At 44.0% G+C, this 25,848-nt stretch carries 32 protein-coding genes, 2 tRNA genes, 1 other RNA gene and 1 pseudogene; 6 read left to right on the top strand and 30 right to left on the bottom strand.

What is annotated here, in order from left to right; genetic code table 11:
• Window positions 1–15 precede the first annotated feature (15 nt).
• The 9 genes from PG418_RS08140 to PG418_RS08100 all read right to left on the bottom strand — a co-directional run bounded on the left by PG418_RS08140 (window position 16) and on the right by PG418_RS08100 (window position 6,218).
• Window positions 16–213 carry a hypothetical protein gene (locus PG418_RS08140; RefSeq protein WP_003020324.1) on the bottom strand — a complete coding sequence of 66 codons (198 nt, stop codon included), beginning with the start codon at window positions 211–213 and terminating at the stop codon, window positions 16–18.
• A gap of 241 nt (window positions 214–454) precedes the next feature.
• Window positions 455–1,792, bottom strand: a complete 1,338-nt coding sequence (locus PG418_RS08135; RefSeq protein ID WP_118049616.1) for a virulence-associated E family protein — start codon at window positions 1,790–1,792, stop codon at window positions 455–457.
• Window positions 1,761–2,405 carry a CHC2 zinc finger domain-containing protein gene (locus PG418_RS08130; RefSeq protein ID WP_118049617.1) on the bottom strand — a complete coding sequence of 215 codons (645 nt, stop codon included), beginning with the start codon at window positions 2,403–2,405 and terminating at the stop codon, window positions 1,761–1,763. The genes PG418_RS08135 and PG418_RS08130 overlap by 32 nt, the downstream gene beginning before the upstream one ends.
• 65 nt (window positions 2,406–2,470) lie before the next feature.
• Entirely contained in the window at window positions 2,471–4,051 is a 1,581-nt protein-coding gene (gene mobQ / locus PG418_RS08125) for a MobQ family relaxase (RefSeq protein ID WP_270279641.1), read from the bottom strand.
• Window positions 4,052–4,237: 186 nt separating this feature from the next.
• Window positions 4,238–4,756 (bottom strand): signal peptidase II, encoded by a 519-nt coding sequence (locus tag PG418_RS08120; RefSeq protein WP_109258347.1) that lies wholly within the window; start codon window positions 4,754–4,756, stop codon window positions 4,238–4,240.
• A 31-nt stretch (window positions 4,757–4,787) separates the two neighbouring features.
• Window positions 4,788–5,108, bottom strand: a complete 321-nt coding sequence (locus PG418_RS08115) for a TfoX/Sxy family protein (protein ID WP_109258346.1) — start codon at window positions 5,106–5,108, stop codon at window positions 4,788–4,790.
• A 294-nt stretch (window positions 5,109–5,402) separates the two neighbouring features.
• Window positions 5,403–5,699, bottom strand: a complete 297-nt coding sequence (locus PG418_RS08110) for a DUF3847 domain-containing protein (protein WP_118651404.1) — start codon at window positions 5,697–5,699, stop codon at window positions 5,403–5,405.
• Window positions 5,692–6,033, bottom strand: a complete 342-nt coding sequence (locus PG418_RS08105; protein WP_498837272.1) for a replication initiator protein A — start codon at window positions 6,031–6,033, stop codon at window positions 5,692–5,694. The genes PG418_RS08110 and PG418_RS08105 overlap by 8 nt, the downstream gene beginning before the upstream one ends.
• Window positions 6,030–6,218 (bottom strand): hypothetical protein, encoded by a 189-nt coding sequence (locus PG418_RS08100; RefSeq protein WP_458002036.1) that lies wholly within the window; start codon window positions 6,216–6,218, stop codon window positions 6,030–6,032. Before PG418_RS08100 ends, PG418_RS08105 begins: the two co-directional genes overlap by 4 nt.
• Before the next feature lie 483 nt (window positions 6,219–6,701).
• On the opposite strand from PG418_RS08100, the gene PG418_RS08095 reads away from it, so the two are divergent.
• Window positions 6,702–7,508 carry a helix-turn-helix domain-containing protein gene (locus tag PG418_RS08095; RefSeq protein ID WP_002584331.1) on the top strand — a complete coding sequence of 269 codons (807 nt, stop codon included), beginning with the start codon at window positions 6,702–6,704 and terminating at the stop codon, window positions 7,506–7,508.
• Between the two features lie 118 nt (window positions 7,509–7,626).
• On the opposite strand, the gene PG418_RS08090 is transcribed toward PG418_RS08095, so the two are convergent.
• The 4 genes from PG418_RS08090 to PG418_RS08075 all read right to left on the bottom strand — a co-directional run bounded on the left by PG418_RS08090 (window position 7,627) and on the right by PG418_RS08075 (window position 9,071).
• The gene (locus PG418_RS08090; RefSeq protein ID WP_009266803.1) at window positions 7,627–8,118 is read right to left on the bottom strand and encodes a nucleotidyltransferase domain-containing protein; all 492 of its coding nucleotides are present in this window, start codon (window positions 8,116–8,118) and stop codon (window positions 7,627–7,629) included.
• A gap of 51 nt (window positions 8,119–8,169) precedes the next feature.
• Window positions 8,170–8,547: a TnpV protein gene (locus PG418_RS08085; RefSeq protein ID WP_458002035.1), complete on the bottom strand. Its 378-nt coding sequence runs from the start codon at window positions 8,545–8,547 to the stop codon at window positions 8,170–8,172.
• Window positions 8,507–8,779: a helix-turn-helix domain-containing protein gene (locus PG418_RS08080; RefSeq protein ID WP_040341765.1), complete on the bottom strand. Its 273-nt coding sequence runs from the start codon at window positions 8,777–8,779 to the stop codon at window positions 8,507–8,509. Before PG418_RS08080 ends, PG418_RS08085 begins: the two co-directional genes overlap by 41 nt.
• A 64-nt stretch (window positions 8,780–8,843) precedes the next feature.
• Entirely contained in the window at window positions 8,844–9,071 is a 228-nt protein-coding gene (locus PG418_RS08075; RefSeq protein WP_498837271.1) for a hypothetical protein, read from the bottom strand.
• 128 nt (window positions 9,072–9,199) lie between these two features.
• On the opposite strand from PG418_RS08075, the gene PG418_RS08070 reads away from it, so the two are divergent.
• Window positions 9,200–9,985, top strand: coding sequence for a transposase (locus PG418_RS08070; protein WP_270475669.1), 786 nt, complete (start codon window positions 9,200–9,202; stop codon window positions 9,983–9,985).
• Window positions 9,986–10,299: 314 nt separating this feature from the next.
• On the opposite strand, the gene PG418_RS08065 is transcribed toward PG418_RS08070, so the two are convergent.
• The 10 genes and pseudogenes from PG418_RS08065 to PG418_RS08020 all read right to left on the bottom strand — a co-directional run bounded on the left by PG418_RS08065 (window position 10,300) and on the right by PG418_RS08020 (window position 18,966).
• Window positions 10,300–10,974, bottom strand: a complete 675-nt coding sequence (locus PG418_RS08065) for a uracil-DNA glycosylase (RefSeq protein ID WP_022220126.1) — start codon at window positions 10,972–10,974, stop codon at window positions 10,300–10,302.
• A 16-nt stretch (window positions 10,975–10,990) separates the two neighbouring features.
• A complete protein-coding gene (gene hisF, locus PG418_RS08060) occupies window positions 10,991–11,755 on the bottom strand; it encodes an imidazole glycerol phosphate synthase subunit HisF (protein WP_008372815.1) in 765 nt (254 codons plus the stop codon).
• An 11-nt stretch (window positions 11,756–11,766) separates the two neighbouring features.
• The gene (gene hisH / locus PG418_RS08055) at window positions 11,767–12,372 is read right to left on the bottom strand and encodes an imidazole glycerol phosphate synthase subunit HisH (RefSeq protein WP_270475667.1); all 606 of its coding nucleotides are present in this window, start codon (window positions 12,370–12,372) and stop codon (window positions 11,767–11,769) included.
• Between the two features lie 143 nt (window positions 12,373–12,515).
• Complete coding sequence (locus PG418_RS08050) at window positions 12,516–13,976, bottom strand: sensor histidine kinase (RefSeq protein ID WP_008372813.1); 1,461 nt, start codon at window positions 13,974–13,976, stop codon at window positions 12,516–12,518.
• Window positions 13,973–14,653 carry a response regulator transcription factor gene (locus tag PG418_RS08045; RefSeq protein ID WP_022220129.1) on the bottom strand — a complete coding sequence of 227 codons (681 nt, stop codon included), beginning with the start codon at window positions 14,651–14,653 and terminating at the stop codon, window positions 13,973–13,975. Before PG418_RS08045 ends, PG418_RS08050 begins: the two co-directional genes overlap by 4 nt.
• A 113-nt stretch (window positions 14,654–14,766) precedes the next feature.
• Window positions 14,767–15,330 (bottom strand): manganese efflux pump MntP, encoded by a 564-nt coding sequence (locus PG418_RS08040; protein ID WP_204575807.1) that lies wholly within the window; start codon window positions 15,328–15,330, stop codon window positions 14,767–14,769.
• 441 nt (window positions 15,331–15,771) lie between these two features.
• On the bottom strand, window positions 15,772–17,454 hold the full coding sequence (locus tag PG418_RS08035; RefSeq protein ID WP_008372807.1) for a phospho-sugar mutase: 1,683 nt from the start codon (window positions 17,452–17,454) through the stop codon (window positions 15,772–15,774).
• A 152-nt stretch (window positions 17,455–17,606) separates the two neighbouring features.
• Window positions 17,607–17,738 (bottom strand): annotated as a pseudogene (locus PG418_RS08030) (NADAR domain-containing protein); the annotation flags it as partial.
• A 98-nt stretch (window positions 17,739–17,836) separates the two neighbouring features.
• Complete coding sequence (locus PG418_RS08025) at window positions 17,837–18,403, bottom strand: chromate transporter (protein ID WP_118217676.1); 567 nt, start codon at window positions 18,401–18,403, stop codon at window positions 17,837–17,839.
• Complete coding sequence (locus PG418_RS08020) at window positions 18,400–18,966, bottom strand: chromate transporter (RefSeq protein ID WP_055156336.1); 567 nt, start codon at window positions 18,964–18,966, stop codon at window positions 18,400–18,402. Before PG418_RS08020 ends, PG418_RS08025 begins: the two co-directional genes overlap by 4 nt.
• 170 nt (window positions 18,967–19,136) lie before the next feature.
• On the opposite strand from PG418_RS08020, the gene PG418_RS08015 reads away from it, so the two are divergent.
• Window positions 19,137–19,778 carry a GDSL-type esterase/lipase family protein gene (locus PG418_RS08015; protein ID WP_173690116.1) on the top strand — a complete coding sequence of 214 codons (642 nt, stop codon included), beginning with the start codon at window positions 19,137–19,139 and terminating at the stop codon, window positions 19,776–19,778.
• A gap of 41 nt (window positions 19,779–19,819) precedes the next feature.
• On the opposite strand, the gene PG418_RS08010 is transcribed toward PG418_RS08015, so the two are convergent.
• Together PG418_RS08010 and PG418_RS08005 are read right to left on the bottom strand one after the other, a co-directional pair.
• A complete protein-coding gene (locus PG418_RS08010; RefSeq protein ID WP_055261784.1) occupies window positions 19,820–20,155 on the bottom strand; it encodes a hypothetical protein in 336 nt (111 codons plus the stop codon).
• A 13-nt stretch (window positions 20,156–20,168) separates the two neighbouring features.
• Complete coding sequence (locus PG418_RS08005; protein ID WP_008372798.1) at window positions 20,169–20,576, bottom strand: helix-turn-helix domain-containing protein; 408 nt, start codon at window positions 20,574–20,576, stop codon at window positions 20,169–20,171.
• Window positions 20,577–20,789: 213 nt separating this feature from the next.
• On the opposite strand from PG418_RS08005, the gene PG418_RS08000 reads away from it, so the two are divergent.
• Window positions 20,790–21,485 (top strand): 3'-5' exonuclease, encoded by a 696-nt coding sequence (locus tag PG418_RS08000; protein ID WP_055261782.1) that lies wholly within the window; start codon window positions 20,790–20,792, stop codon window positions 21,483–21,485.
• Between the two features lie 392 nt (window positions 21,486–21,877).
• On the opposite strand, the gene PG418_RS07995 is transcribed toward PG418_RS08000, so the two are convergent.
• The 3 genes from PG418_RS07995 to PG418_RS07985 all read right to left on the bottom strand — a co-directional run bounded on the left by PG418_RS07995 (window position 21,878) and on the right by PG418_RS07985 (window position 22,724).
• A tRNA-Met gene (locus tag PG418_RS07995) sits at window positions 21,878–21,951 on the bottom strand.
• Window positions 21,952–21,978: 27 nt separating this feature from the next.
• Window positions 21,979–22,051 (bottom strand) — tRNA-Val (locus PG418_RS07990).
• A gap of 130 nt (window positions 22,052–22,181) precedes the next feature.
• Window positions 22,182–22,724, bottom strand: coding sequence for a GNAT family N-acetyltransferase (locus PG418_RS07985; RefSeq protein WP_446820853.1), 543 nt, complete (start codon window positions 22,722–22,724; stop codon window positions 22,182–22,184).
• 314 nt (window positions 22,725–23,038) lie between these two features.
• On the opposite strand from PG418_RS07985, the gene PG418_RS07980 reads away from it, so the two are divergent.
• Entirely contained in the window at window positions 23,039–24,313 is a 1,275-nt protein-coding gene (locus PG418_RS07980) for a double-cubane-cluster-containing anaerobic reductase (protein ID WP_446820854.1), read from the top strand.
• A 1-nt stretch (window position 24,314) separates the two neighbouring features.
• Window positions 24,315–24,593: a putative Se/S carrier protein gene (locus PG418_RS07975; protein ID WP_055156326.1), complete on the top strand. Its 279-nt coding sequence runs from the start codon at window positions 24,315–24,317 to the stop codon at window positions 24,591–24,593.
• 105 nt (window positions 24,594–24,698) lie between these two features.
• Here PG418_RS07975 and ssrA read toward each other — a convergent pair.
• Window positions 24,699–25,044, bottom strand: a transfer-messenger RNA (tmRNA) gene (gene ssrA / locus PG418_RS07970).
• Between the two features lie 155 nt (window positions 25,045–25,199).
• Entirely contained in the window at window positions 25,200–25,802 is a 603-nt protein-coding gene (locus PG418_RS07965; protein WP_055156422.1) for an ECF transporter S component, read from the bottom strand.
• Window positions 25,803–25,848 lie beyond the last annotated feature (46 nt).

Genomic DNA, 25,848 nt, shown 5'->3' with positions numbered 1-25,848 from the left:
GTTCATCATAGCCATTTACCCACACAATCCAGACGGTATCTGGCTCTTTTGAACCTCATCTTCATTATAGCTCATATCTTTCCTTTTAGCAAGATATTCTTTCGTATTTGTCTTACCGTATTTCTGGGAAATCAGGCTGACGAACACATCGGTTGCGTCCAGTTCCCCGTCAAATACCGTTGTAACATGAATCTCTGTTTTGTTTTTTGCCATAGGCAGTTATCCTCCATACATGAAAATAGCCAGACAGAGGGTGTCGGCAACGAAGTCCGGCAACGGGCTTCAAAAGACCTTGCAAACAATCTCAATCTGGCGATGGTTACTATTTATACTTTTCTTTTATTTTTCTGTTGTTTTGGTTGTCATAGGGGAGAAAAGCCGATAGTTTCGGGATTTTCCCCGGCAACCGGCTCGGCAACGGGATAGCAACAGGGGGTGCAACGGGCTGCCATTTTCAGAACGGAAGCTCCATCTGTTCTGTGACCTCCACAAAACCGTCCATCGTTTTTTCAGACGGGTTGCCGGAGTCCGTTGCCGGGTTTTCACGCTCCCAGCCCTTTTGTCTGCCATATTCGGAAAACATTCTTGGGTTCGGGAAGTACCGCCAGCCGGAAATGCACTGGTTCATAATCTCGTTGATTTCCCGGATTTCCCATTGCTTCGGCTCGTCAAAGGCATGGTTCAAGGCTTCCTTGTAGAGCTGCTTGGAACAGACCATGCTCCCGGTGTACTTATCAAGATACGCCTGTATCATCCCGGCTTTGGTGTCCTCCGGCATAAAATCCCGCTGGTGTTCTTTGAGATACCGCTGCATGGCGGGGCTGAAAGCCAACTTGAACCTGCCGCTTCGGTAAATCTCCATCGCTTCTGCCCACATCTGCTCGATATAGGCTCTGGAAGCAGCTTCGTCCTCCAAAATGTGAACCTCGGCTTGCTCCGGGTACACCATGACGGGGATAAAGCGGCGGTTGCCGGAACGGTCAAGGGGCAGGAAGTCAAGGGCATTGGAAGTGCCGCCAAACACGCACTGACGGGGGCGGTCTGCCGGGTGGGTTTCATAAGGTATCTTGTAAACCTCTTTCTGCCGGCTTAAAAACGACTTGATTTCCTCAATGCTCTTGGCGTTTGCGGTTGCCATCATTTCCGACATTTCGATAATCCAGTGACCTTGCAGCTTGCGGTACACATTGTCATCGTCCAGCTTCCGCAAATCATCGGAGAACCACTCGTCCCGGACTGCCAGCAGACGGAAGAAGGTGGACTTTCCAGCCCCCTGACCGCCTACCAGACAGAGCATGATTTCAAATTTGCACCCTGGCTGAAAGGCTCGTGAGATTGCACCCAGCAGGAACAGCTTCAATGCTTCATAGGTGTAATCGTCTGCGTCCGCCCCCAGAAAGTGCCGCAGGCAGAAACGGATTCGCTCTGTCCCATCCCACACAAGAGTATTGAGATAGTCCCGGATGGGATGGTACTTGTTTTCATTCGCCACAATCCCGATGGCATTATCAATCTTTTTCTCATTGGTAAGCCCATAGGTTTCTTCCAGATAAAGAAGCAGATACTTCATGTCCGTATCGTTCAGGGCGGTGCTTTCTCTGTGGAAGCCGATGGGCTTTATGATGTCCTTGCGGTCGGTCAGGATGTTGTATGCGATAGCCCCGGAAAGCAGAGGGTCACGCTGGAATACGGTCAGGCAGTTCCGTATGCTCTGACGGACACCGCCTTTCTCGGTAGTTTCCAGCCCCGCCTTGATTTCCTCAACGCTCTGTGGCAGCTGCATGGCGTTCATGGTGTTTTTTAGTTCTTGCTGCGTCTGCGGCTGCAAACTCTGCCATTCGTTGTTCAAGCTGTATCACATCCTTTCCGTAGTCCGTAATCAAAGCCGCTTTTTCCTCTGTCTCCCCGAACAGCAGCACATCCAGCAGATATTCCACTTGGGCTTGCTTCTGTAAGGCTTCCACAAACCGGGGATGAAAGGCTTCCTCCGGGGAGTGCGGGACATAATCCTTTCTCCATGCCCGAAGCAGGTGGAGATAATCGGCAAGGATACGGGAGCAGCGGTTCTTTGCTTCCTGAAACTGTTCCTCCGGGGATTTCTGCCGGGGCTTGGGCTTTTTTACCTTTCCCGACGGTTTCCAGTCCTCATAGGAAATTCCAAAGTCCTGTGCCAGTTGTACGGCGGCTTCTTTCTTTCCCAGCCCATACAGGGCGGCGGTAAAATCAATCACATCCCCGTCCGTACCGCAGCCGAAGCAGTGGTAACGCCGATCCAGCTTCATGCTTGGGGTTTTATCGTTATGGAACGGGCAACAAGCCATCCCGTTCCGACCTACATGGATTCCATAATGCTCCGCAGCCTGTCTTGTTGTGACGGACTGCTTCACAGCTTCAAATACATTCAAATCTATCCCTCCTTGAAAATAAGAAAAGCACCTGACATTCTCTGATTGAAAATGGCAAGTGCCTGTTAAAGTTCCATATCCTGTTGTCTGTGTTTCGTCTGTGCCGAGGCGGTTCTTTGTGGTTTTTTCTCGTCAGCCTTATCCTGCAAGACTTCTTTGAGGGACTGCTTCTTGGGCGGCTCTTTGCTTTCTTCTGTGCCGGGTGTGGCTTTCCGTACCCAGTAGCGGATGTCCCGCAGCTTCTTCAAATCCTCCTGTACCTCGATCAGCGGTACTTTCAGTTCTGCGATTTCGCTGAGAAGTGTTTCCTGCTCCTCTTGCAGCTCCTTTTGGGTACTATCCTTATCGTCCGGGTGTTTGGCAAGGTAGGCGGTGGCTTTCTCATACCGGGCAACCTCCGGGTGTTCCTGTTTGAATTTCTCCTTTGTTTTCTTGAAAAATATCTTCTGGTATTTCTCATAGACGGGCTTACATTCTTTGCAGTCTGTCCGGCTGGCAAGAATCCCGTCAATCACTTTGCTGCGGGCTTCCTTTGGCTTCATCTGATTGCGGTAATCTGCGGCTGATTTCCCGGAAGATTCCAGAAATGCTTCTAAGTCCTCCACAGTGGAAAGCCCCTTTTGCCGGAGATAGGACAGGGCTTCGCTGACTGCCTTTAAGTCCTGTGAAGTCCCCCGGTTCTGTCCAGCCCTTGTCCAGTCCTTCCGTTCTTCTTTTCGTATCGCCATATACTTCATCAGCAGATTGGGAAGAAGTGTTGCTTCCTCCGCCGCCTTTTGTGCAAGCAGCTCTTTCCGTTTTTCGCCCAGCTCGGTAATCCAGCCTTTGAGGTTTTGGATAAGCTGCCGGATGGACTTCATCAGATTGTTGGCAGCTCTGATTTCCCGGTTCAGGTTTCCGATATTCGTCTGGATACCCCGCTTTTCCATCTGCCGGACAGCAGCTCCCTCATGGACAGTAGGGACTATATCAAGCCCCTGTCTGGCATAGGAACGCAAGTCCACACGCTCCGGGCGGTCATTGGCTTCCAGATAGCGGTTCTGGATGACCTCCCATTCATGCCGCCAGATTTCACAATACTTCTGGTCGTTCCAGTCAACCGTATCCTCCTTGTGGCTTTTCCATCTGCCGGACGGAAGTTTGATCCGTTCCCCATTCTCGTCAAGGTCATAAACCTTGCGGCTCTTGGGAAGCCATTTCCCATGTTCGTCCATTGCCCTCATAGTGAGCAGGACATGGGCGTGGGGATTGTGTCCCGGCGGATGGGGGTCATGGATTGCAAAATCAGCAATCATGCCTTTGGAAACAAACTGCTGCTCACAAAACTCCCGTACAAGGACAGCGTACTGGTCAGGCGGTATCTCTCTGGGGATGGTAAGCACCCACCGCCTTGCAAGCTGGGAGTTCCATTGTTTCTCCACCGCTTCGGCGGCGTTCCATAGGGTATTGCGGTCTGCATATTTCTGTGGGGCATTTGCCGGAAGAAGGATTTCATTGTGGACGATACCACGCTTTTCCGGGTAGTGCTTCACTTCCTGGTCGTATTCACAGAACAGCTTTTCGCCGCTCTGGTAGGCAGCGGCGGCAACCGCAGACTGCTGTTGGCTTCGCTGTACAATAGAAATTTCGTTGTGTGGACATGGCATTTTGTGTCCCTCCTTTCTATGCTTGGTGGATGGGGTGGAGTTTTACCACCTCATTTTTGGCAGAAAAAAAGCAGGAGATCTTTTTTAGATTTCCTGCTCGGTGTGCCGCTTTGTAGGTGGCGGGTATTTAGTTGTGAAAGTTCGGGACAAGTTGACCCGATGTATAAGAAATAATAAACCAGAAGTTTACAAGCTAAATTTGTTACAACAAAAATGTAAATACTCTTTAACCGATATTTCTTTGCTATTCAAAATTCCAATAACAACAAATATAACTTCTGCAACTGTAAGATAGCAGTCTTTCAAATCAAAAATAAAAAGGGTAGGTATCTGCAAAAAATCTAAACTTCCACCCCAAAACACCTTATCAATCAAGCTACATAAACATCCCGATATGCCACAAATCATTATCATTTTTACCCAAAAACTTGTATGTGCTCTTTTTGCCTGATATAGCATATATCCTGATAAAAAGAGGAACAAAACAAACACATTCAATAAAATGGTAACAAACGGACTTGATAATAATTCGAAGAAATTGCCAGCATAAGATAAACGAGTATTTAGTTCTGGATTAAATCTTAAAACTTTGGCTATTATATCAAATTCGTATTTCATAAATACTTTTGAAATTACTATTTTAACCATCTGGTCAATTAGAACCAATAATGCCACAGGTATAATAAACGGCTTAAACTTTTCCATCAGTAATACTTCCTCTCAAATTATTATTTTATTATTTCTTCTTTTTCGATTTAGGGGTAGGCAATTCTTCATACATAGCATTAAACAATCCTGTCAAAAACTCTTTATTATCAACTTCATCTACCAACAACATTTCTTTTGCTCCCTCGTAAGGTAACTCATACGAAACCGTTGGCATATAACTTATTGCTGATTTTACTGGTTTGACAAGTAATCTATCATCATAGATACCGCCTACAATCTTACCACAATAATAAATGACAAATTCGCCCATCATAGCTCGATAGGTAATTTCATTCAAGTCAGATAACTGACCTAAAATAAATTCTAAATATTCTTTGCTGGATGCCATAACTTTACCTCAATTTCTAAATTTATTACTGACTTCATTATACTTTATTGCTTATCGAAAAGATAGCATATTTTATGAAACTTGTCGGCTGGGAACAGCTTGCAACGCAAGGTGTCCCCAGATGGCAAGTCCACAAAAGGGTAGCTGGCGGCAGCCAGCGCAGGGGAAGCGTAGCGTCCCCTGTTTGATTTGGAGCAGACCATGACTGCGGAAAATCACAGCCCTCCGGCGAGGAGCCTTCGGAGAACGCAATGCACCAACCTCTGGGTGGTGTATAATTGCGCCCTTAGTAAACTAAGGGGTTTCCGGCTTCTCCCGTTCCAGCAGTTTTTTCAATAGTTCCTGCGTGTCCTGCCTGTGAAAAATGAGTTTCAACAACAGCATGACATCATCATCTGTCAGGCGTTCCGGCTCTTGCAGAAAACTTTCCAGCATACCGCCACGAGTACAGATCCGGTGCGTCCGTTCCTTTCGGGTAAGCTGCTTTAACTGGTGCTGCAATGCCTTTTCATCATTGATTGCTTTCCGCAGTTTCTTTTCGCTTTTCTCCAGCTCCCGGTTTAGCTTTTCCAGCTTTGAGGTATCAGGCAAGGGCAGCGTCCCCCTTTCCCGGTATCAGTACATAAATCCGGTTTGGTTCTCCAACGCCCTGACGCACCCGCATGATAAGTCCGGCGGTTTCCAGTTCATTCAAAGAACGCTTGACCGTCATGGGGCTGCGGGACAAGACTGCGGCAATGGCTGTGACAGGGAAGCAGACAAACAGGATTCCGTTCTCGTCCTCCTGCCCTTTGGATAGCATAGCGTCCAGCATCCGGCAGTACATAACCTTTGCGGTGCTGCTGACTGGAAATCCTGTCAATGCTCTGGGAAATGGCATACAGGGCGGCAATGGTGTGTCTATCGTCATAAATTCAAAATTCATTCGGTGTGTTCCTCCTTTTTCTTGGCTCGTTTGGATAAATAACGGGGGCAGTCAACCACAACCGCCCGGAAGCTCTGCTTGCACCCATGCTGGCATTTCCGGCATAATTCGTTGTAAGTGACACGCCCCCGGTCATTGAGGTAAAAGGAAAGCACATGTTTCCTCTTTTTGCTCATTCTCGGCATATTGTGTTTCCTCCCGTTTTCGTGTATTGTTTCGGGGCGATTTTCGGCAAAAATACAGCCATAGAGCCGCTTAAAATCTCCCGAAGTATCAGCGATAGGGTAGACTGTCCCCCTATCAGATTGTCGTGTTTCGGTATCATTTCGGTGTCAGTTCGCCAGTTCTCCCTGGTGTCGTTCCTCCCCTGAATCTCACAGCGGCGTATCGCTCCCTTTGGTACGCTCATTTTGGTCAGGATTCCTCCACATCCCTGCCAAAAGTCATGGCACTACATCGCCGGGGAAGCATATCCCACACAGGCTGGTCATTCGATTGGAATAATCCATCGATGAACTACCTGTATCATAGAACATTTTTGTACCCTGTGCCGTATGTCCACAAAGTAGGAATTAAGGGTAAAAATCAGAAATTTCCACGATTGCGGAAAGTATGATATAATCCAGTTAAGCGGCAGTAATGAAACCGCCGGAAAGGAGCGTGCGCCCATGAAAGGAGCGACAAGCATACAGGAACGCCTTTGGGAACTCCGCAAGGACAAAGGCTTAAATCTGGAAGAATTATCAGAGCTGACGGGCATTTCCAAATCAGCTCTTGGCAGTTATGAAAAAGAGGATTATAAGGAAATCAATCATGGCAACCTTATCACGCTGGCAGACTTCTATGGGGTTTCCGTTGATTATCTGCTGTGCCGGACAGAGAACCGGGAGCAGATCAACACGCCACTAACAGAGCTGCATTTGAATGATGAGATGGTGGCACTTCTGAAAGGCGGTCGGATTAACAACCGTCTGCTCTGTGAGCTTGCCACTCATAAGGACTTTATCAAGTTTCTTGCGGACATTGAGATTTATGTAGATGGGATTGCCACCATGCAGATTCAAAACCTCAACGCCCTTGTCGATACTGTCCGGCATGAAATCATTGAACGGTATCGCCCCGGCGAAGACGACCCGCATTTGAAAGTGCTGCAAGCCGCCCATATCAGCGATGATGAATATTTCAGCCACATGGTTCTTGATGACCTCAATCTCATTATCCGGGATATTCGGGAAGCCCACAAAAAGGACAGCGAGAGTGCGCCCCAGACCACCGTTGCCGATGAATTGAAAGAAAATTTGGAAGCGGTTGAAAATTTCAAGGGCAGTCGGGATGAAAAGCTGGTTGTCCTTTACTGCAAGCAGCTCGGCATCAACTATAAAAATCTGTCAGACGAAGAATTTCGCTGGCTCATTCGGATTCTACAAAAATCAAAGAAAACAGGAACTCCTATCAGTCAAAGGAAAAAACGGTAAAGAAAAACCGCTGTTGCATGGTTGTGTTTGCTTCCATGTAGCAGCGGTTGGTGCTATACTTATTCAGTTAAAATTTCAAAGCGATAAAGTGGAATTTATCTTAGAAATTACAGCAATGTTATTTTGATAAACTTTCAAGAATTGAAATATCATGCTTATCTTTATCTCTTAATTCATAACCTGAGTGGAAAACTCTTTGGCCTTTTAAGGATATACAAGGAATTGTTTTTCCTTCAAAAAAAGCACTACCAAAGTAATCTTTTTCAAACTCATACCAGCCACCCTCTAAATCAGCTTGTTTTGAAGTTCCGTCCTCATTTAAAACGAACGGGTGAATGTCTAAGTAACCAAGTTCATCACTATATAACTCTATTCTAACCGGTTTCCAGTCTGTATCAATTTTATAGCCCAGATTCAAAAGCACATTTAACAATTTTTCCGTATGTTGAGCATCAAAATTTATATCTATATCTCTATGAATTCTTGTTTGTTTACCAGCTAAAATATCTACACCCCATCCGCCATCCAACCAGTATGTAATTCCAGTATTTTCGAATAATTCTATTACTTTCATTAAATCTTCTTTTGTTGTTATTTCTTTTCTACCCATACAAAGTCTCCTTTACAACTTCTAATTTGTAATAATCATTCTACCATACCGTTATGAATAAATCATCTCATGTAAAACAATTTCTTCTGCCCGGTTGTGAATGTTATTGCAACGCTGCACCCATTCCATTTGACGGGTACGCTTCAATTCCTCGGTCACGCCCTCGGCAGCTTTCATCTGCTCCATGATGGTGTCTAACCGTTTCTGTGCCTGTTCGTTCAGGTCTGCAAGATATGTCCACAATTCTCCGGTCAGTATCAATGTGTTAAGTCTGGCTGGGTGGACTTCTCTTAAGTATTCCCGGTGCATCCATCCATACTTTCCGATGGAGCGGCGTTCTTCCGACAGTTTCAAGTCCGGGATGTAGTAATCTCCGACAAGGATATAATCAATTCCGTTTTCCGTTATTCTTGGTTTCAATTCGCTCATGTTTCTTACCTCCTGTGGAAGCTGGCTCGTCTGGTACTAACTCAATCACATCGGTAATCTCACAATTCAGCGTTTCACAGATACGGGCTAATGTGTCCATGCTGATGTGCTTTCCCTCTTTGCTCATGTTGGCAATCATATTCGTTGTCATACCAGCGGCAAGCCTTAAATCCTCTTTCCTCATATCACGCTCTAACAGTGTGTGCCAGAGTGGCTTATAGCTGATGTGCATATTGTTTTCCTGCCTTTCTATCCATACGGCCGGGACCACTGCCCCGGCAGGAACTTTACTCTTATTATAACACCAATCTTGTGAAATCACAATTTATTCTTGTAGCCTGCCGCTGATACCGTCTGGATTGTGCTTTCCCTTTCTTTTTGTTCCCTTTAATTAGCCATGAACTGCTTGATTTCTGGGGACTGGATTCTTCCATACCAACCGCTTCTGCTCTCAGCCAGCAGCGCGCAAAGCTTAAACCTGATGCGCTGGAAGCTGTATTCCGGCACTTTAATTCCGCTTCCATGGAATTGCCGCCCGCTTCCTTTATGGATTCGCATTACCGTTTCCTGGCTGCCGATGGCTCTACCTGCACTTTTTTCAGCACTCCGGCTTTCTCATCACCAGACTACTACTGTTGCCCGGCACGATGTTTTGGATGGAATAAAAAATATCTATATCGGTGACCGCGTCTATTGCTCTTATAACAACATGGCACATGTTGTGGAACAGGGACAGTATTTCCTGTTCCGTACCAAGGATATCCATTCCAAAGGACTGGTCGGCAATTTTAATTTTCCAGATGCGGAATCCTTCGATATTGATGTCAGCGTCATACTGGTCCGGAGCCATTCGAAAAAAGTTTTGGCAGACATCCACACAGAAGGTTACATACGCTTTGTTGATCAGGCAGCTGCTTTCGATTACATTGAATATGGAAGTTATGATACATATGAGCTGTCCTTCCGTATTCTACGCTTCCCTATCAGCACTTCTACATACGAGTGCATCGCGACCAATCTGCCACGTGATGAATTCCCTGTGGAACGTATCAAAACCTTGTACAATGCCAGATGGTCTATTGAATCCTCATTTAGGAAACTGAAATATACCATTGGGTTGAGTAATTTCCATGCGTATAAACCCGAATACGTGAAACAGGAAATATGGGCAAGGCTACTTGCGTATAACATAACCGAAACAATGATAAACTACACACTACTGGAAAAACATAGGACAAAACATGAATACAAAGTCAATTTCACTATGGCTGCCCATATCTGCAGAGCCTTTCTCCGTCTGACCACGGAGAAAGACCAATATGATGTGATGTCCCTGCTGAAAAAGGAATTGATCCCTATCAGGAATGAACGCCAATACCCAAGACTCCAAACGGCTCATTTCCGAAGACCGCGATATTTTATATATCGGGCAGCATAGACACCTATATCATTATAATCCGTTTTGAGGCAGATTTGCAATCTGTCTTCTTGTCATGCTTTCCTTCATGAGTAAATCGTAAACATATCTGTAAAACGGTTCCACTAAGGCTCATCTGTAATTTGTTCTGTAAGAATTCACTTCCTGATTAAACGTTAACTAAATGACATTGTACTGTGAACAGTAACAAAAAGAATGTGCATCTCCGACACGTAGTGCCTTTTGTTTCATAGGAAGTTCCTATGAAATAAAAAAGGAAAAACAGACTGCAAATAAATCTTCACAGTCTGCCCGAAATCTCTATTTTTTATTCTTTACAATTCATCAATCTGCCAGTCGATTGGCTCTACACCATGCGCCTCAAGGAATTTATTTGTCTGGCTGAACGGTTTGCTTCCGAAAAATCCACGATACGCAGAAAGCGGACTCGGATGCGGTGCTTCCAGGATCAAATGGTTCGGATTGGTCAGCATTCTCTTTTTCATCTGTGCCGGTCTTCCCCACAGAATAAATACAATCGGCCTGTCCTGGGTATTGAGTACACGGATTGCTGCATCTGTAAATTCTTCCCAGCCAATTCCACGATGTGAATTAGCCTGATGTGCTCTTACCGTAAGAACCGTGTTGAGAAGAAGTACTCCCTGCTCCGCCCATTTCACCAGATTGCCGTGGCTTGGGATCGTACATCCCAAATCATCATGCAGTTCCTGATAAATATTCACCAGTGACGGTGGAATATCAACCCCTGGTTTCACAGAAAAGCTTAAACCCTCTGCCTGTCCATCTCCATGATATGGATCCTGACCAAGGATCACAACCTTGACATCCTTAAGCGGTGTCAGATGAAATGCATTAAAGATGTCATCTGCCGGAGGATATACCCGGTGTGTCCGGTATTCCTGATTCACTGTTTCAAACAGTTTCTTATAGTATGGCTTGGAAAATTCACCTTTCAGTGCATCCAGCCAGTCATTGTTAATTGCTGCCATATTCCCCACCTTTTCTCTACAGACGTACCGATACGCCTTTTTCTCTCAAATATTCTTTTACTTCTCTGATTTCCAGCTCTTTATAGTGGAACAGGGATGCCGCAAGTGCCGCGTCTGCCTTCCCCTCTTCACCGAGTGCTTCGTAGAAATGCTCCAGATTACCTGCTCCTCCAGATGCGATTACTGGAATTGATACATTTTCCGCGATCGTCCTTGTCAGCTCCAGATCGTATCCGGCCTTCGTGCCGTCACAGTCCATACTGGTCAAAAGAATCTCTCCTGCGCCAAGTGCTTCTACTTTCTTCGCCCACTCGACCGCATCAATTCCCATATCAATGCGTCCGCCATTTTTATAGATATTCCACCCACTGCCGTCTTCTCTTCTTTTCGCATCAATCGCGACAACCACGCACTGGCTTCCAAACTTCTCCGCTGCTTCCCGGATCAGTTCCGGTCGATTGATTGCAGAAGAATTGATGGAAATCTTGTCCGCACCTTCCCGAAGCAATGCCTTAAAATCGTCAACGGTCCGGATTCCACCACCTACCGTAAATGGAATAAACACACACTCAGCAACTTTACGCACCATGTCAACCACCGTGCTTCTGTCGTCCGAAGAAGCCGTGATATCCAGAAATACCAGTTCATCCGCACCTGCCTTATCATAAGCCTTCGCAATCTCAACCGGATCTCCTGCATCTTTGAGATCCACAAAATTCACACCTTTTACAACCCGTCCGTTCTTCACATCAAGACATGGGATAATTCTCTTTGTAAACACTGTCTGCCCTCCTACAATTCTACAAAATTTTTCAGTATCTGAAGTCCTGTATCACTGCTCTTTTCCGGATGGAACTGGCAGGCAAATACATTTCCCTGTTCAACCGAAGCATGAATATGTGTGCTGTACTCGGTTGTCGCTTTTACAATACTTTCATCTGTTGCTTTCAAATAGTAGGAATGAACAAAATATACATACGGCTCTTCAGGTAAATCTTTAAACAATCTGCCGTCATTCTGAAGCTTCAGAGAGTTCCATCCCATATGCGGGATCTTAAGTCCCGGACAGTCCGGAATTCTAAGGATCTCTCCTTTTAGAATACCAAGCCCCTCCACCCCTGGCGTCTCGTCACTTCTTTCAAACAAAAGCTGAAGCCCAAGACAGATTCCAAGAAGCGGGATTTGTCTCTTTACTACTTCACTAAGCACTTCATCCAATCCATATTTTTTCAGATTGTACATGGCATCGCCAAATGCACCGACTCCCGGAAGGATCACTTTATCGGCAGAAAGTATCTCTTCTCTGTCTCTTGTGATAACCGCATCCTCACCAAGATATTTTAACGCTTTTTCTACACTTTTAATGTTTCCTGCATCATAATCAATAATCGCTATCATCCGCATATCCTCATGATTTTTATATTCTTGTAGTTATTCAAAAGAGCTTTTTCCGCTCATGTCACAATCTTCTTCCCTGTGTCAATCAGCAATAAGCTCTTTTATAATGTACCACGTTACAGTGTGAATTGCAAGATTCGCATTTATTTCATGTCCAGTTCAAACCAGAACTCAACACCATTGGTATGATTGATCGCACCGTATCCTTTTCCAAAGGAGTCCATGATCGCCTTCACAATAGAAAGCCCGATACCATTTCCACCGTATTCTCTGGTCCTTGCCTTATCAACCTTATAGAATTTCTCCCAGATATGTGGCAGATCTTCCTCCGGAATCGGCGTTCCGGTATTGAATACGGTAATTTTTGCCATATCATTTTCCTGGGTGATCTTGATCTCGATCACCTTCTCACCATCGATATGGTTCAGTGCATTGTTGACATAATTCCGGACAACCTGCTCAACCTTAAACTCATCTGCCCAGACATAAACAGGGTTCTTGTGGCGGAAAATCACCTGTGCTTCTTTCTGCTCGATCAGAATATCCAGACTCTGCAGGACACCCGAAATCAATGAAGTAATATCAAACCGTTCAAACTGTACATCATCCTCACCAAATTCCAGCTGGTTCAGGGCAAGTAGATTCTTCACCATCCGGTTCATCTTTCCTGCCTCGTCCATAATGACTTCACAGTAGAACTCCCGGCTCTCCGGATCATCATTGACTCCTTCTTTCAGGCCTTCTGCATATCCCTGGATCAGGGCAATCGGCGTCTTCAGTTCATGGGAAACATTCCCCAGGAATTCACTTCGCATATTTTCTCGTTTTTCTTTCTGCTCAATGTCTTTCTGCAATTTATAGTTGGCTTCTTTCAGATTGGAAATCGTCTTCTCAAGTCTTTCTGACATCCGGTTAAAGTTCTCTCCCAGTACACCGATTTCGTTGCTTCCGCCGCTGGTATATTTTGCATCAAAATCCAGATCGGCCATCTTCTGTGAAAGTGTTGCGAGCTCCATGATCGGCTCCGTGATCCTTTTTGAGAAATACCACGCAAGCAATACACTCACAAGAATCACACATCCGCCGACGACTCCGATAAATCTGTTAAAAATCGTGACTGCCGAACGAATACTCTCCAACGGGCTTCGCATGATAAAGATATCACCATTGTCAAAGTTTCCCCACATAGTCAGGTACTCTGTATTATTTTGCGGATCAACCGACTTGCAGATATCATAACTGTCCGTTTTTTCCAGAACCTCCTGATGATTCTTATCGTACAGATATCCGAAAAGCTGTACGACCATCATCTGTTTTTCTCTTACATTAGTATAAACCACATTGTATTCTGAATCGATGACTGCAATGGAAATATTATTTTTCTCTGTAAATCTTCCCAGGTCTTTTTCCGGTGTCTCAGAATTGATTGTCCCGTTCTCCACACCTTCCTGCACCATTGTATAAGCCTTTATAAATTCTGATTTCTTATTAGAAATATAATATTTCTCCAGAAAGCTTCCGTTGACGATCATAAATACAACGATCATAAACAGAATCAGACCTACAAAAACAGTCATCATCTGTCTTTTTATTGAATATTTCATGACTGTACCTCGAATTTATACCCCATACCCCAGATAGTCTTAATATAATCTCCTTTATCACCAAGTTTACTTCTCAGCTTCTTTACATGGGTATCAATGGTTCTGGCATCCCCGAAATAATCGTAATTCCATACATTGTTAAGAATCTTCTCTCTCGATAAAGCAATCCCCTGATTCTCCACAAAATAAGTCAGAAGTTCAAACTCTTTGTAACTGAGTTCGATCGGTTTTCCATCGATCTTCACCATATGTGCTGCTTTATCAATCTCGATCCCGTCCGCATGAAGCAGATCATCCGAAGCAAGCGCATTGGTTCTGCGCAGAATCGCAGTAACTCTTGCAACCAGGATCTTCGGGCTGAACGGTTTGGAAATGTACTCATCCACACCGAGTTCAAACCCCTGAAGCTCGTCCCTCTCTTCACTTCTTGCGGTCAGCATAATGATCGGAACCTTTGATTCTTTACGGATCTCACGGCAGGTCTGCCAGCCATCCATATGCGGCATCATGACATCCAGAATGATCAGTGCAATATCTTTTTCTTCATAAAAAATGTCCATTGCTTCCATACCGTCTCCGGCTTCGAGTACAGCATATCCTTCTCTTTCCAGGAAATCGCGCACCAATTTGCGCATACGGCTTTCATCATCTACTACAAGAATTTTCAGTTTATCCATAACTCTCACGGGCTCCTTTTTATCACTTTATTTCTAATTATACACCAGAATAGCAGATAATTGTGTTCTTTATGTGAAAGAAGAACAACAGGATCGTAGTTTCGTATTTATTTTTATTCTAAAAAGCCAAGATGCTCTAACAAAATCTTCAGACCAAGCAGAATAAGGATGATCCCACCGACAATTTCGGCTTTGTTCTTATAGCGGGCTCCAAAGACATTACCAATCTTTACTCCGGCAAAGGAAATGATGAAGGTCACGATTCCGATAAAACAGACCGCCGGAATAATATTTACCTTAAGAAATGCAAAGGTAATTCCTATAGCGAGTGCATCAATGCTGGTTGCTACTGCGAGAAGGAACATGGTCTTCACATCCAGGCTTGCATCGGCTTCCTCTTCGTCATTGTCCAATGCTTCGTGAATCATATTTCCACCAATCAGCGCAAGTAATACAAATGCGATCCAGTGATCTATAGAAGCAATGGCTTCCTGGAACTGCGCTCCTAAAATATAACCAATTGCCGGCATCAATGCCTGAAATCCGCCAAACCATAAGCCAACAATAGCCGCCTTTTTGAAAGTGCACTTCGGCATAGCAAGTCCTTTACAGACAGAAACTGCAAATGCATCCATGGACAGCCCTACTGCAATCAAAAACAATTCAATTAAACCCATAATTTTTCTCCTTTTTAAAGCTAATCATCTTATCCAATGTGAAAATAATTGTCTGCGGCAATGCTTTGCCTGCACTTGGCTCATCGTATATAATCGAGCAGGCTGACTCCTACTCGATTTGTATACTTTGTACACCATCTCGCTTAACAGCTCGATGATGTACATTCGCCAAATGCAGATACTTGTGCAAGCACAAATCTGCACTTGACTCATCGTATACACAAAAAAAGACTTATTCGTAGCATAAAATACTACGAATAAGTCTCATTATTTAAAGCTATGCCAGACAGCCATTGCTGTCAGTATGTTGACAAAGCTACGTCATCGCGCCAACTACTCCCTTATCGATAAAAATTATTATATCGGGCAGGTTCTTTTCTGTCAAGCCTGATTCTCTGCAAATTCAGATCAGACTCATTCTCCAAAATCAGCTTTTGACTGCTACACCATGATCGGCTTTAATGCTTCTGCGAATTTGTCTTTCTTTGCCTGTGCTTCTTCCAGATCTTTTCCAAGTGTTGTGTAATAGATCTTAATCTTCGGCTCTGTTCCTGAAGGACGAACAATAACAGTCTCGCCATCTTCCAGTTTGTAGATCAGTACATTCGCAGAAGGAAGTCCGGTTTCTTCCGGTTTGGTGTAATCTGTAACAGATGCAACTTTGATTCCGGCTACTTCTGTGAGTGGATTCTTACGAAGATTTTCCATGATACCTGCCATCTTGTCCATTCCGCTAAGTCCCGGGAATTCAAAGCTGTCTACTTTGTTCAGATAACGTCCGTACTGCGCGTAGATTTCTTCCAGTCTCTGCTTCAGTGAGCTTCCTATGCTTCTGTAGTAAGCTGCCATTTCACAGATCAGCATAGATCCGATTACAGCATCTTTGTCACGTACATACGGTCCTGCAAGGTATCCGTAGCTCTCTTCAAATCCAAAGATGAAACGGTCTACTTCTCCGGCTTCTTCAAGCTGTGCGATCTGGTCACCGATCCACTTGAATCCGGTAAGTACGCTTCTGAGTTCTACACCGTAATGCTCTGCAACTGCATCTGCAAGCGGAGTAGATACGATTGATTTTACAGCAACTGCTTTCTCAGGCATGGTTCCTTTTTCAATACGTCCTGCGCAGATGTAATCGAGAAGCAGAACACCGACTTCGTTACCACTTACCAGTTCGTAAGAACCATCCGGGCACTTCATTGCAATACCTACACGGTCTGCATCCGGGTCTGTTGCAAGCATCAGATCTGCATCTGTCTCTTTTGCAAGGTTAAGTCCAAGCTCCAGAGCTGCAAAAATTTCCGGGTTCGGATAACTGCAGGTCGTGAAGTATCCGTTTGGATATTCCTGTTCCGGAACGATTGTGATATCTGTGATTCCGATGTCTTTTAATACCTGTGTTACCGGAACAAGTCCTGAACCATTGAGCGGGCTGTATACCAGCTTCAGTCCTGCTGTCTTGCAAAGTCCCGGTCTTACCTGACGTGATTCGATTGCTTCATAAAGTGCCTTCTTGCAGTCATCTCCTACAAAACGAATCAGCCCTTTTTCTACACCTTCTGCGAAGGATATGTATTTTGCACCTGTGAGGACATCTGTCTTCTGGATCTCAGCATATACGATTGCTGCTGCATCATCTGTCATCTGGCATCCGTCCGGTCCATATGCTTTATAACCATTGTATTTTGCCGGGTTGTGGGATGCAGTTACCATAACACCTGCATTGCAGTTATAATAACGTGTCGCAAATGAAAGTGCCGGCACTGGCATCAGCGCGTCATAGATTCTGACATTGATTCCGTTTGCTGCCAGAACACCTGCTGCTGTCTTTGCAAATACATCACTCTTCAGACGGCTGTCGTAGCTGATTGCCACAGTCTGTGTGCCCCCCTGTGTCTTAACCCAGTTCGCCAGTCCCTGTGTTGCCTGACGTACTACATAAATATTCATACGATTCGTTCCTGCTCCGAGAACTCCACGAAGTCCGGCTGTTCCAAACTTCAGAGCTACAGCGAAACGATCTTTTATCTCTTCGTCATTTCCTTCAATTCTCGCTAATTCCGGACTCAGATCGGCATCTTCCAGATCTGCTTCCAGCCAACGTTTGTACTCTTCCTGATACATCTTGACCACTCCCTACTATAATTTGTTCTTATTTTTGTACATTTTGACAAAAATATACTTTAAATATACCATATCTTTGACTAACCCGCAATGATTTGGGTAAGAAAAGTCCGTTAAAACATTCTTCATTTTCATCTTCCTCCATAACTAAATTATTCTCTCACCATCATCAAAGCATATCCAAGTAAGTTCTGACCTTTCCACTTATCCAGATCAAATCTGTTCTCGTCTTTCATGGATAACCCGATTCCCCATATCTGATCTTTTACCGCACATTCTGATAAATATCAATTTCCTAAATATCCATTTTCTTCATCTGGATTATGAAAACAAATAATCTCCATCAATCTTCACCCAACCTTTCACTACAATCATACCAGATTTATATCTTTCCTGCCATCGCAACAAACACTTTCATCACCCCGGCAAGCAACATCACCCAGATTGGATTCATCTTCACCTTCCTGAGCAAGATCACACATACCACAAATATTCCAACCATCAGCCAACTGGTATCAGATATCACCATTTTCCCGGAAGCTTCCCAGAATGCTGTCTGCAAAATGGAAATTCCCGCCGATCCGATCAGTGCGACCACCGCTGGTCTGATCCCTCCAAGTATTCCCTGCAGCATGTCCATTTCCCGGTATTTTAAGTACAATTTTGCAATGATCGTCACGATAATGCAAGATGGTGTGATATATCCAAGTGTAGCCACAACCGCTCCCGGCATTCCGGTCAGTTTCATCCCAACAAAGGTTGCTGCATTGATCGCAATCGGTCCCGGAGTCATCTGGGAAATGGTGATCAGATCCGTAAATTCCGTCATGCTGAGCCAGTGATGCACATTTACGACCTGCCCCTGGATCAGTGGAAGTGCCGCATATCCACCTCCAAAGCTGAACAAGCTGATCTGAAAAAAGCTTAAAAATAATTGTATATACATCATACTCTTTTCCTCCGTCTGTTCCAGATTGTCCGGATTACACCAAAAACTCCACTTGCAATCACAATATAAATCACATTGATTCCCAATACACAGGCTGCTATAAAGGCTGCAATCATAACAATCGTTGCCACATTATCTTTCTTTTTTATAATTCCACATCCCATTTCATAAGTGACCGAGGCAATCACAGCTCCGACACCTGCCTGCATCCCTTCCAGCATCTGACTCACCAGATAATTATCCCGAAATGCATGATAAAAAGCAGAGATCAAAGAAATGATCACAAACGGTGGAATAATCGTTCCAATAATTGCAACCAGTGTTCCTGTAAGGCCGGCAAGCTTATACCCAACCACGATTGCCCCATTTACCGCAATCGGTCCCGGTGCTGACTGCGCGATTGCCACCAGATCCAGCATTTCATTTTCTTCAATCCAATGATAATCATCCACAAACTTTTTCTTCATCAGTGTGATGATCACATAACCGCCGCCAAATGTAAATGCACTTAGATATAATGTAGATAGAAAAAGTTTAACCAACACTTCTCTTTTATTCTTCATAATTTTTATCCTCCACCCATTAGTATATCTTTGCTTTATACAGATGTAAATTAAAATCCAGGTAAATTTCAAAACCTTTCCAATACAATTTTACCTCTTGACTTTTCCAACAATCTCATTTATCATATATAACATATCAATTTAGTAGGTTTATAAAGGAGTGACACAGAATGAACATCTTATGCTTTGGCGATTCAAACACATATGGCTACAAACCGGACGGAACCGGCAGATTTGACACCGACACCCGATGGACCAGTCTGCTTCAGAAGAAGCTGGGTGCTGACCACCGTGTGATCGAAGAAGGTCTTTGTGGAAGAACCACTGTATTTCAGGATGATCTTCGTGAGGGACGCCGTGGACTCGATCTGATCGGTGTCACGATGGAAATGCATACTCCTATCGATCTCCTTATCGTTATGCTCGGAACCAACGACTGCAAAACAAGATACAATGCGTCCGCAGGAACCATTGCCAAAGGATTGGCTCAAGTCATCCAAAAAGCCCGAAAAAACGCTTCCCAGCCTTTTGATCTCCTCGTCATTTCACCGATTCATCTGGGTGAAGGTGTTGGCGATCCTGGCTTTGATCCGGAATTTGATGAAAAATCCGTAGAAGTTTCAAAAAAGCTTGCTGAAGAATATCACAAAGTGGCGCTTCTGCATCATGCAGCATTTCTGGATGCCTCTGCTTTCGCATCTCCGAGTACAACCGACCGCGAGCATCTGGATGCAGCCGGTCACGCTGCACTTGCTAATGCAATCTATGAAAAAGTTATCGATATGCAAAAAGAACTGGAAAAAGCGGTATAGATTTTTAACGTCTATACCGCTCTTCGTATTCGTATTCTTCATTAAATATAAATCCGCATGATATTGATCACAAATCCAATCGCCCCAAGTGTCATAAACACAAGCGCAGCTCCTGCTGCCTTTTTTCTTGTTTCAATCTTTTCCTGATCTTCGATGCTCATATTCTGGACCGGATATTTTCTTCTACCGATCAGATAAAGAATCAGTCCACTTGAATTATTTCCATTCATCGCCCAAAATCCCCAGAATTTCGGGTGCTTTAAGCCTCTTGCTTTTGCATCTGATACCGTCATCTGATAAATCTGCCATGCGGTGCAGATTGCTCCTACCAACGCAATTGCTCCGCTTGCTACTGCTGCTATTTGATTCCATCCCATAATAATCTGCCTCCTAAATCCGTTTGATAATCTGATAAAGCAATGCCGATGAACTCATGATTACCACACAAAATACAATTACCAGATAATAGGTTCCTTCCGGCAACAGCATGTTCAGCGCAATCAACAGTATCATCAGTATAATATTTAAAAGAATTGCTCCAGTCAGTTTTTTGTTGCTTTTTACAACATTTGTACTCTCTTCCAGATGTTCTGCCATCTTCTGATCTCCTTTCAACAGTTCATCAAGACTTACGGAATAAAGATCACTAAGTGCAATGACACTGATAATATCTGGATACGATTTTTCATTTTCCCAATTGGAAATAGTCTGGCGGGAAACATCGATTTTCTCTGCAGCCTTCTCCTGGGTAAGCCCGGCTTCTATCCGTGCATTTTTTAGTTTCTTCCCTATTTCCATAATTCCTGTTTCTTCCTTTCACGGACATCATTCCATATAGAACACCAAAAGTCTATCAAACATCTTTTACAAATGGCATTTTTGCCTGTCAAAATTCTTTTACACCGGCAAATATACCTATATCTTACCATCCGGAGAGATTTGTATCAAGAAAACTATGGCACTTTCTCCTCGCATCTGTTAAAATAGGATTTCAGAAACGGAGGTTTTGAAATGCTAAAATCCTATGTCTGTTTTGACCTGGAAACAACCGGGCTTGACCCACTATATAATGAAATTATTGAAATCGGAGCACTGAAAGTCCGTGACGGAAAGGTTGCCGAACGTTTTATGGAATTCATTCATCCACAGGAAGAGATTTCCCCGATGATCACGAATCTCACCGGCATTACGAATGAAATGGTTGCAAATGCCAGACCTGCCGATGCTGTGATCAGTGATTTTCTTGAATTCTGTGAAGATGATGTCCTGATCGGCCACAATGTAGGCTTTGATTACAGCTTCATGAAATCAGGTGCTTCCAATTTAGGACTTACTTTTGAAAAATTTGGAATCGACACATTTAAGATCGCCCAGCGCACCTTAAAATCACTTCCATCCAAAAGTCTCTCTAGTCTGTGTGAATACTACCAGATTGAAAATAAAGCTGCGCACCGCGCCTACTATGATGCGCTTGCCACAGCAAAACTGTATCAGACACTGGCACACTATTTCGAAAATGAGGATCCTTCTCTTTTCAAGCCACAGCAGCTTACATACAAAATAAAAAAAGTGCAGCCTGCCACAGCAAAACAGGTTGCACTTTTGCAGAGACTGTGCAGCCAGAAGAAAAAAGTACCGGAATGGAATCCGGATACGATCACGCGCAGTGAAGCATCTCGGCTGATTGACACTTTATTAAAGGCATAAGCAAAAAGATAGAATACGTCTTAAAGAATCTTCTTTCTTATAAACGTACTCTATCTTTTTTAGTTCTTTTTCACTGATCTTTCGCATATTGTTTCACCTGCCCGAAAATAATCTCTTCCGGATCTTACTTATTTACTTTCCAGTTTTCCAGAAGTTTTAATTCTATTTTCGTTCCGGCTTTTCACCGATTTCTCTCCACATATGCATTTCAAATTATTGACGAATAAGGCTGTGACACCAGTCTTCATGCAACTGACGTTCAAGGTTATTGGTTGTGGGGCGATGTGTGGGGATGTTCGTTATTGTATATGTAGAAGCTTTAAGACGTTAGATAATGTAAAACTTTCTGCTATGCAAAAAAAGAAGCCCTCACACAAGGACTCCTTCGTAAGTAGCGGGAACTGGATTTGAACCAGCGACACCGCGGGTATGAACCGCGTGCTCTAGCCAACTGAGCTATCCCGCCATATGAAAGTTACAACTTATGTTGTAGTGGGACCAATAGGGCTCGAACCTATGACCCTCTGCTTGTAAGGCAGATGCTCTCCCAGCTGAGCTATGATCCCTCATCACATTTATGCGACTTGTTTAGTCTACTATTATTTTCTACAAATGTCAATACTTTTTTTAGTTTTTTTACAGATTTTCTCTTTTTCCGTCAGCATATCTCCCCCTTACTTCCTGCTTTCCAGACCATTACCTGTAGATTTCTTCCCAATGCTCTTTTGTCATAACATTCGTATGCTCGACCCGCACCTCATGTAAAAGCGGCACAGGAACTTCATTACAGGAATGATGATAAACAAATCCCAGCTTTTCCTGCACTCTTTTTGATTTCAGATTGCCATCATAATAAGCGCACCAGATTGTTGTCATGCCAAGATCTTCAAATCCACGTCTCAATAACTCTCTGGAAGCTTCCGGCATATAGCCTCTTCCCCAGAATGGCTGTCCAAGCCAATATCCAAGCTCGCACTCATCGTCACGCTTTGTTTTATTCGTGTATCCATTCAGTTTCAGTTCCACAGCACCTATCGCAATATTCTTTTCCCTTTCACAGATTGCGTAGCACTCTGCTCCATCAAATACATTTTTGATGACAGCTCTGCTTTCCTCCACGCTCTTATGCGGCGGCCATCCTGCAGCAGGTCCGATCTCCGAATCTTTTGCATATTCAAACAGACTTTCCGCATCTTCCTCTGTCCATTTTCTCAGTATTAATCTTTCGGTCTCCAGCATACTCTTCCACCTCAGTCTTTATATTTAAATTTTTAATAAATTTGTTTTCTTCAATTTCTATTCTATACGTTAATCTGTTGTCCCAGTATATCATAAGGATTTTATAGTTTCAACATTCCACATTTGCATGGTTATACGTAAAACGTATTTCAATAATTCATTTTTTCTATATATCGTCCTATTTATAGTTATTTTACACATTTCACCATATTCATTGACTAACTCATTCGTCATTTTGTACAATATTTTATATGGATAGCGACAAAATATATGGATACTAACAAATCGTCATTGTATAAAAGGAGGAAATGAAAATGGCTGATTATGAAAAAATGTGGGAAGACCTTGGGATGGATGTCAAAAATCATGACAATCTCTGTCAGGTTCTTCCGACAGCAGTTGGGGATGTATTTATGACACAGGAAAACCGTCCGAAAGCAATGGATTTCTGGGATATGGTCATTGCTGAGGTTCACGGTATCCGCCCGGCTGAATTAATTGAAGAGCAGAAAAAAGGACGTAAAGTATTCGGAACATTCTGCGTTTATGTACCGGATGAAGTAATCATCGCTGCAAATGGTATCGTAACCGGACTTTGCGGCGGTTCCCAGTTCTGGGTTCCGGACGGCGAAAAAGTCCTTCCGAAAAATGTCTGTCCGCTTGTAAAAGCTTCTGTAGGAGCAAGACTTGGACGCACCTGCCCATTCTTCCGTATTGCAGATATGTATGTCGGGGAAACTACCTGCGACGGCAAGAAGAAAGCTTACGAAATCCTTGGAAAAGACGTTCCAATGCATATTATGGACGTTCCACAGATGAAGCGTGAAAAAGATATTATCAAATGGAAAGAAGAAATTACAGATTTTGCAAAGATTGTAGAAGAATTTACCGGAAACAAAATCACACCGGAAAACCTTGCGGAAGCGATCAATATCTGCAATGAGAAACGTAAAGCTCTTCAGAGAGTTTATGACTGCAGAAAATCAAAATGTCTGCCGATTTCCGGACGAGATGCTCTGCTCATGACCCAAATTTCCTTCTTCGATGATCCGGTACGCTGCGCCCAGATGTGTAACCGTCTGGCTGACGAACTGGAACAACGAATCAAGGATGGTGTATCTGTTGTACCAGAAGGCACAAAACGTATCCTGATCACAGGAACGCCTCTTGCAGTTCCGAACTGGAAATTACATAACATCATCGAGACAAGCGGCGCTACTGTTGTCTGTGAAGAGATGTGTACAGGAACAAGATATTTTGAAAATCTTGTAGACGAATCCGGTGAAACACTGGATGAACAGTTCATGAATCTGTCCAAACGTTACATGAAGACAAACTGTGCATGCTTCACACCAAATACGGGACGTATCGACGATATTCTCCGTATGGTCGACGAATATCAGGTGGACGGCGTCATCGACTGCAGTCTGATGTTCTGCTGCCTGTACGACACAGAAAAGCTTGCAGTTTCTGAAGCATTGAAGGCGAAAAATATTCCGGTACTCTCTCTGGAAACAGATTACACCGATAAAGATGCTGAACAGCTTCGTACAAGAATCGGAGCATTTGTGGAGATGCTGAATCAGTAAAATGGAAGAAAAAAATAAACATATCCGCTATTATATTCTCTTTGACAATCACACACAGGGCATGATGCTCCATGAGCTTCTGGATAAGCAAGGCCTTCCTAACCGTATTGCACCTGCCCCGCGTGACACTGATGGCAAAGCTGCCTGCGGAATGGCGCTTCTGATCCATCCGGATGACATTGATGCCGTCAGGACATGCATCGAAGAGAATCATGCCGAATATGTAAACATCGTTCCATTGGAAAATCAGTTGCAGAAAAAGAGAGACCGATATTGTTAAATGCAAAGTATATGATAAATGAGGAGAGAGCAAAAAGCTCTCTCCTCATTTTGACTCATCATATTCAAAAACCGCTGAATCATCTCATTTTCAGCGGTTTTACAGGTATGGACCTGAGGGGAATCGAACCCCTGTCCGAAAGCTCTTCCATAAAGGCATCTCCCATCACAGTCATTCTTTTGACATTCCCTCCATAAGCCGCCGAACAACAGGCTGCTTACTTTAGTAGCTTCATAAATTCTTCCATTCCCTCAAAGCTTTGGAAACGAAGTGCCCCATCTGGTCGAAGCCGGTTACTTAAGCGATGAGAGACTCAAGGCCGACTGCTGCAACTAGGCAGCGTACGCTAAATTTTCGTCTGCGTTTATATTTAGTTGGAACTTTTAACGTAGTGTCCCGCTACGGATGGCTTCCTTGACTTCCGTGCCCCCGTCGAAACCAGTACAAGCCCTGGTTCTTGGAAGCCGTATCATCAAAAATACGCTTCTGCAAACAAGATCCGTTCAGAAGTCAACCTTCTGCCCTCCCATTTGCTCTATATATTATATGCGGACATCCAGGCTCATGTCAAGGCATCTCCGCATATAATTTACTCAATCTGTCATTTTACGCTTCTTTTGTCTTCCCCACTTCCAGCATTCCGCTCTTTGCAAGTGCCGGTCGCAGTGCATTGTAGATGATCACTACAACGATTGTAGAAAGGATTGCATTTACAAAAGTAGCAGCTGCGCTCCATTTTGCAAGAACCTCTGCCATCTGCTGCGGCTGTCCCAGAATGTACTGTTTGTAAAAGTATCCGACGATCGGATCTGCAATGACATTAAATGCAAGTCCGGCAATAGATGCCAGCAGGCTCCATTTGAAAATGTATTTCTTATCGGTACTTTCATTGATCTTTGCGATCTTATGCGCTACAAGTCCTGTGATCAGTCCGATGCAGAGCTTCAGGATAAATGTCTTCGGTGCTCCGGTAATATAGATCGGATCCATCACATCCGCGATTCCCATTCCGATCGCTCCTGCAAGTCCGCCGTACCAGCCGCCCAAAAGAAGTGCGGCAAGCACACAGAACGCATTTCCAAGGTGGATTGATGTTGCATCTCCTCCCGGCATCGGTATTTTAATCTGCAGATACGTAAAGATTACGTAGCAAAGTGCAGCAAACAGCGCTGTCTGTGCAATTTTCATAACGGTTGAATTTGTTTTCATAGTCTGTCCCATCCTTTCTTATTCCTTGTGAAACACTATAGTACAT

The sequence above is a fragment of the Bariatricus sp. TF06-38A genome (assembly GCF_027690675.1).
In the GTDB taxonomy this organism is placed as follows: domain Bacteria; phylum Bacillota; class Clostridia; order Lachnospirales; family Lachnospiraceae; genus Allocoprococcus; species Allocoprococcus comes.
This window is presented reverse-complemented; position numbering and strand designations above follow the sequence as displayed.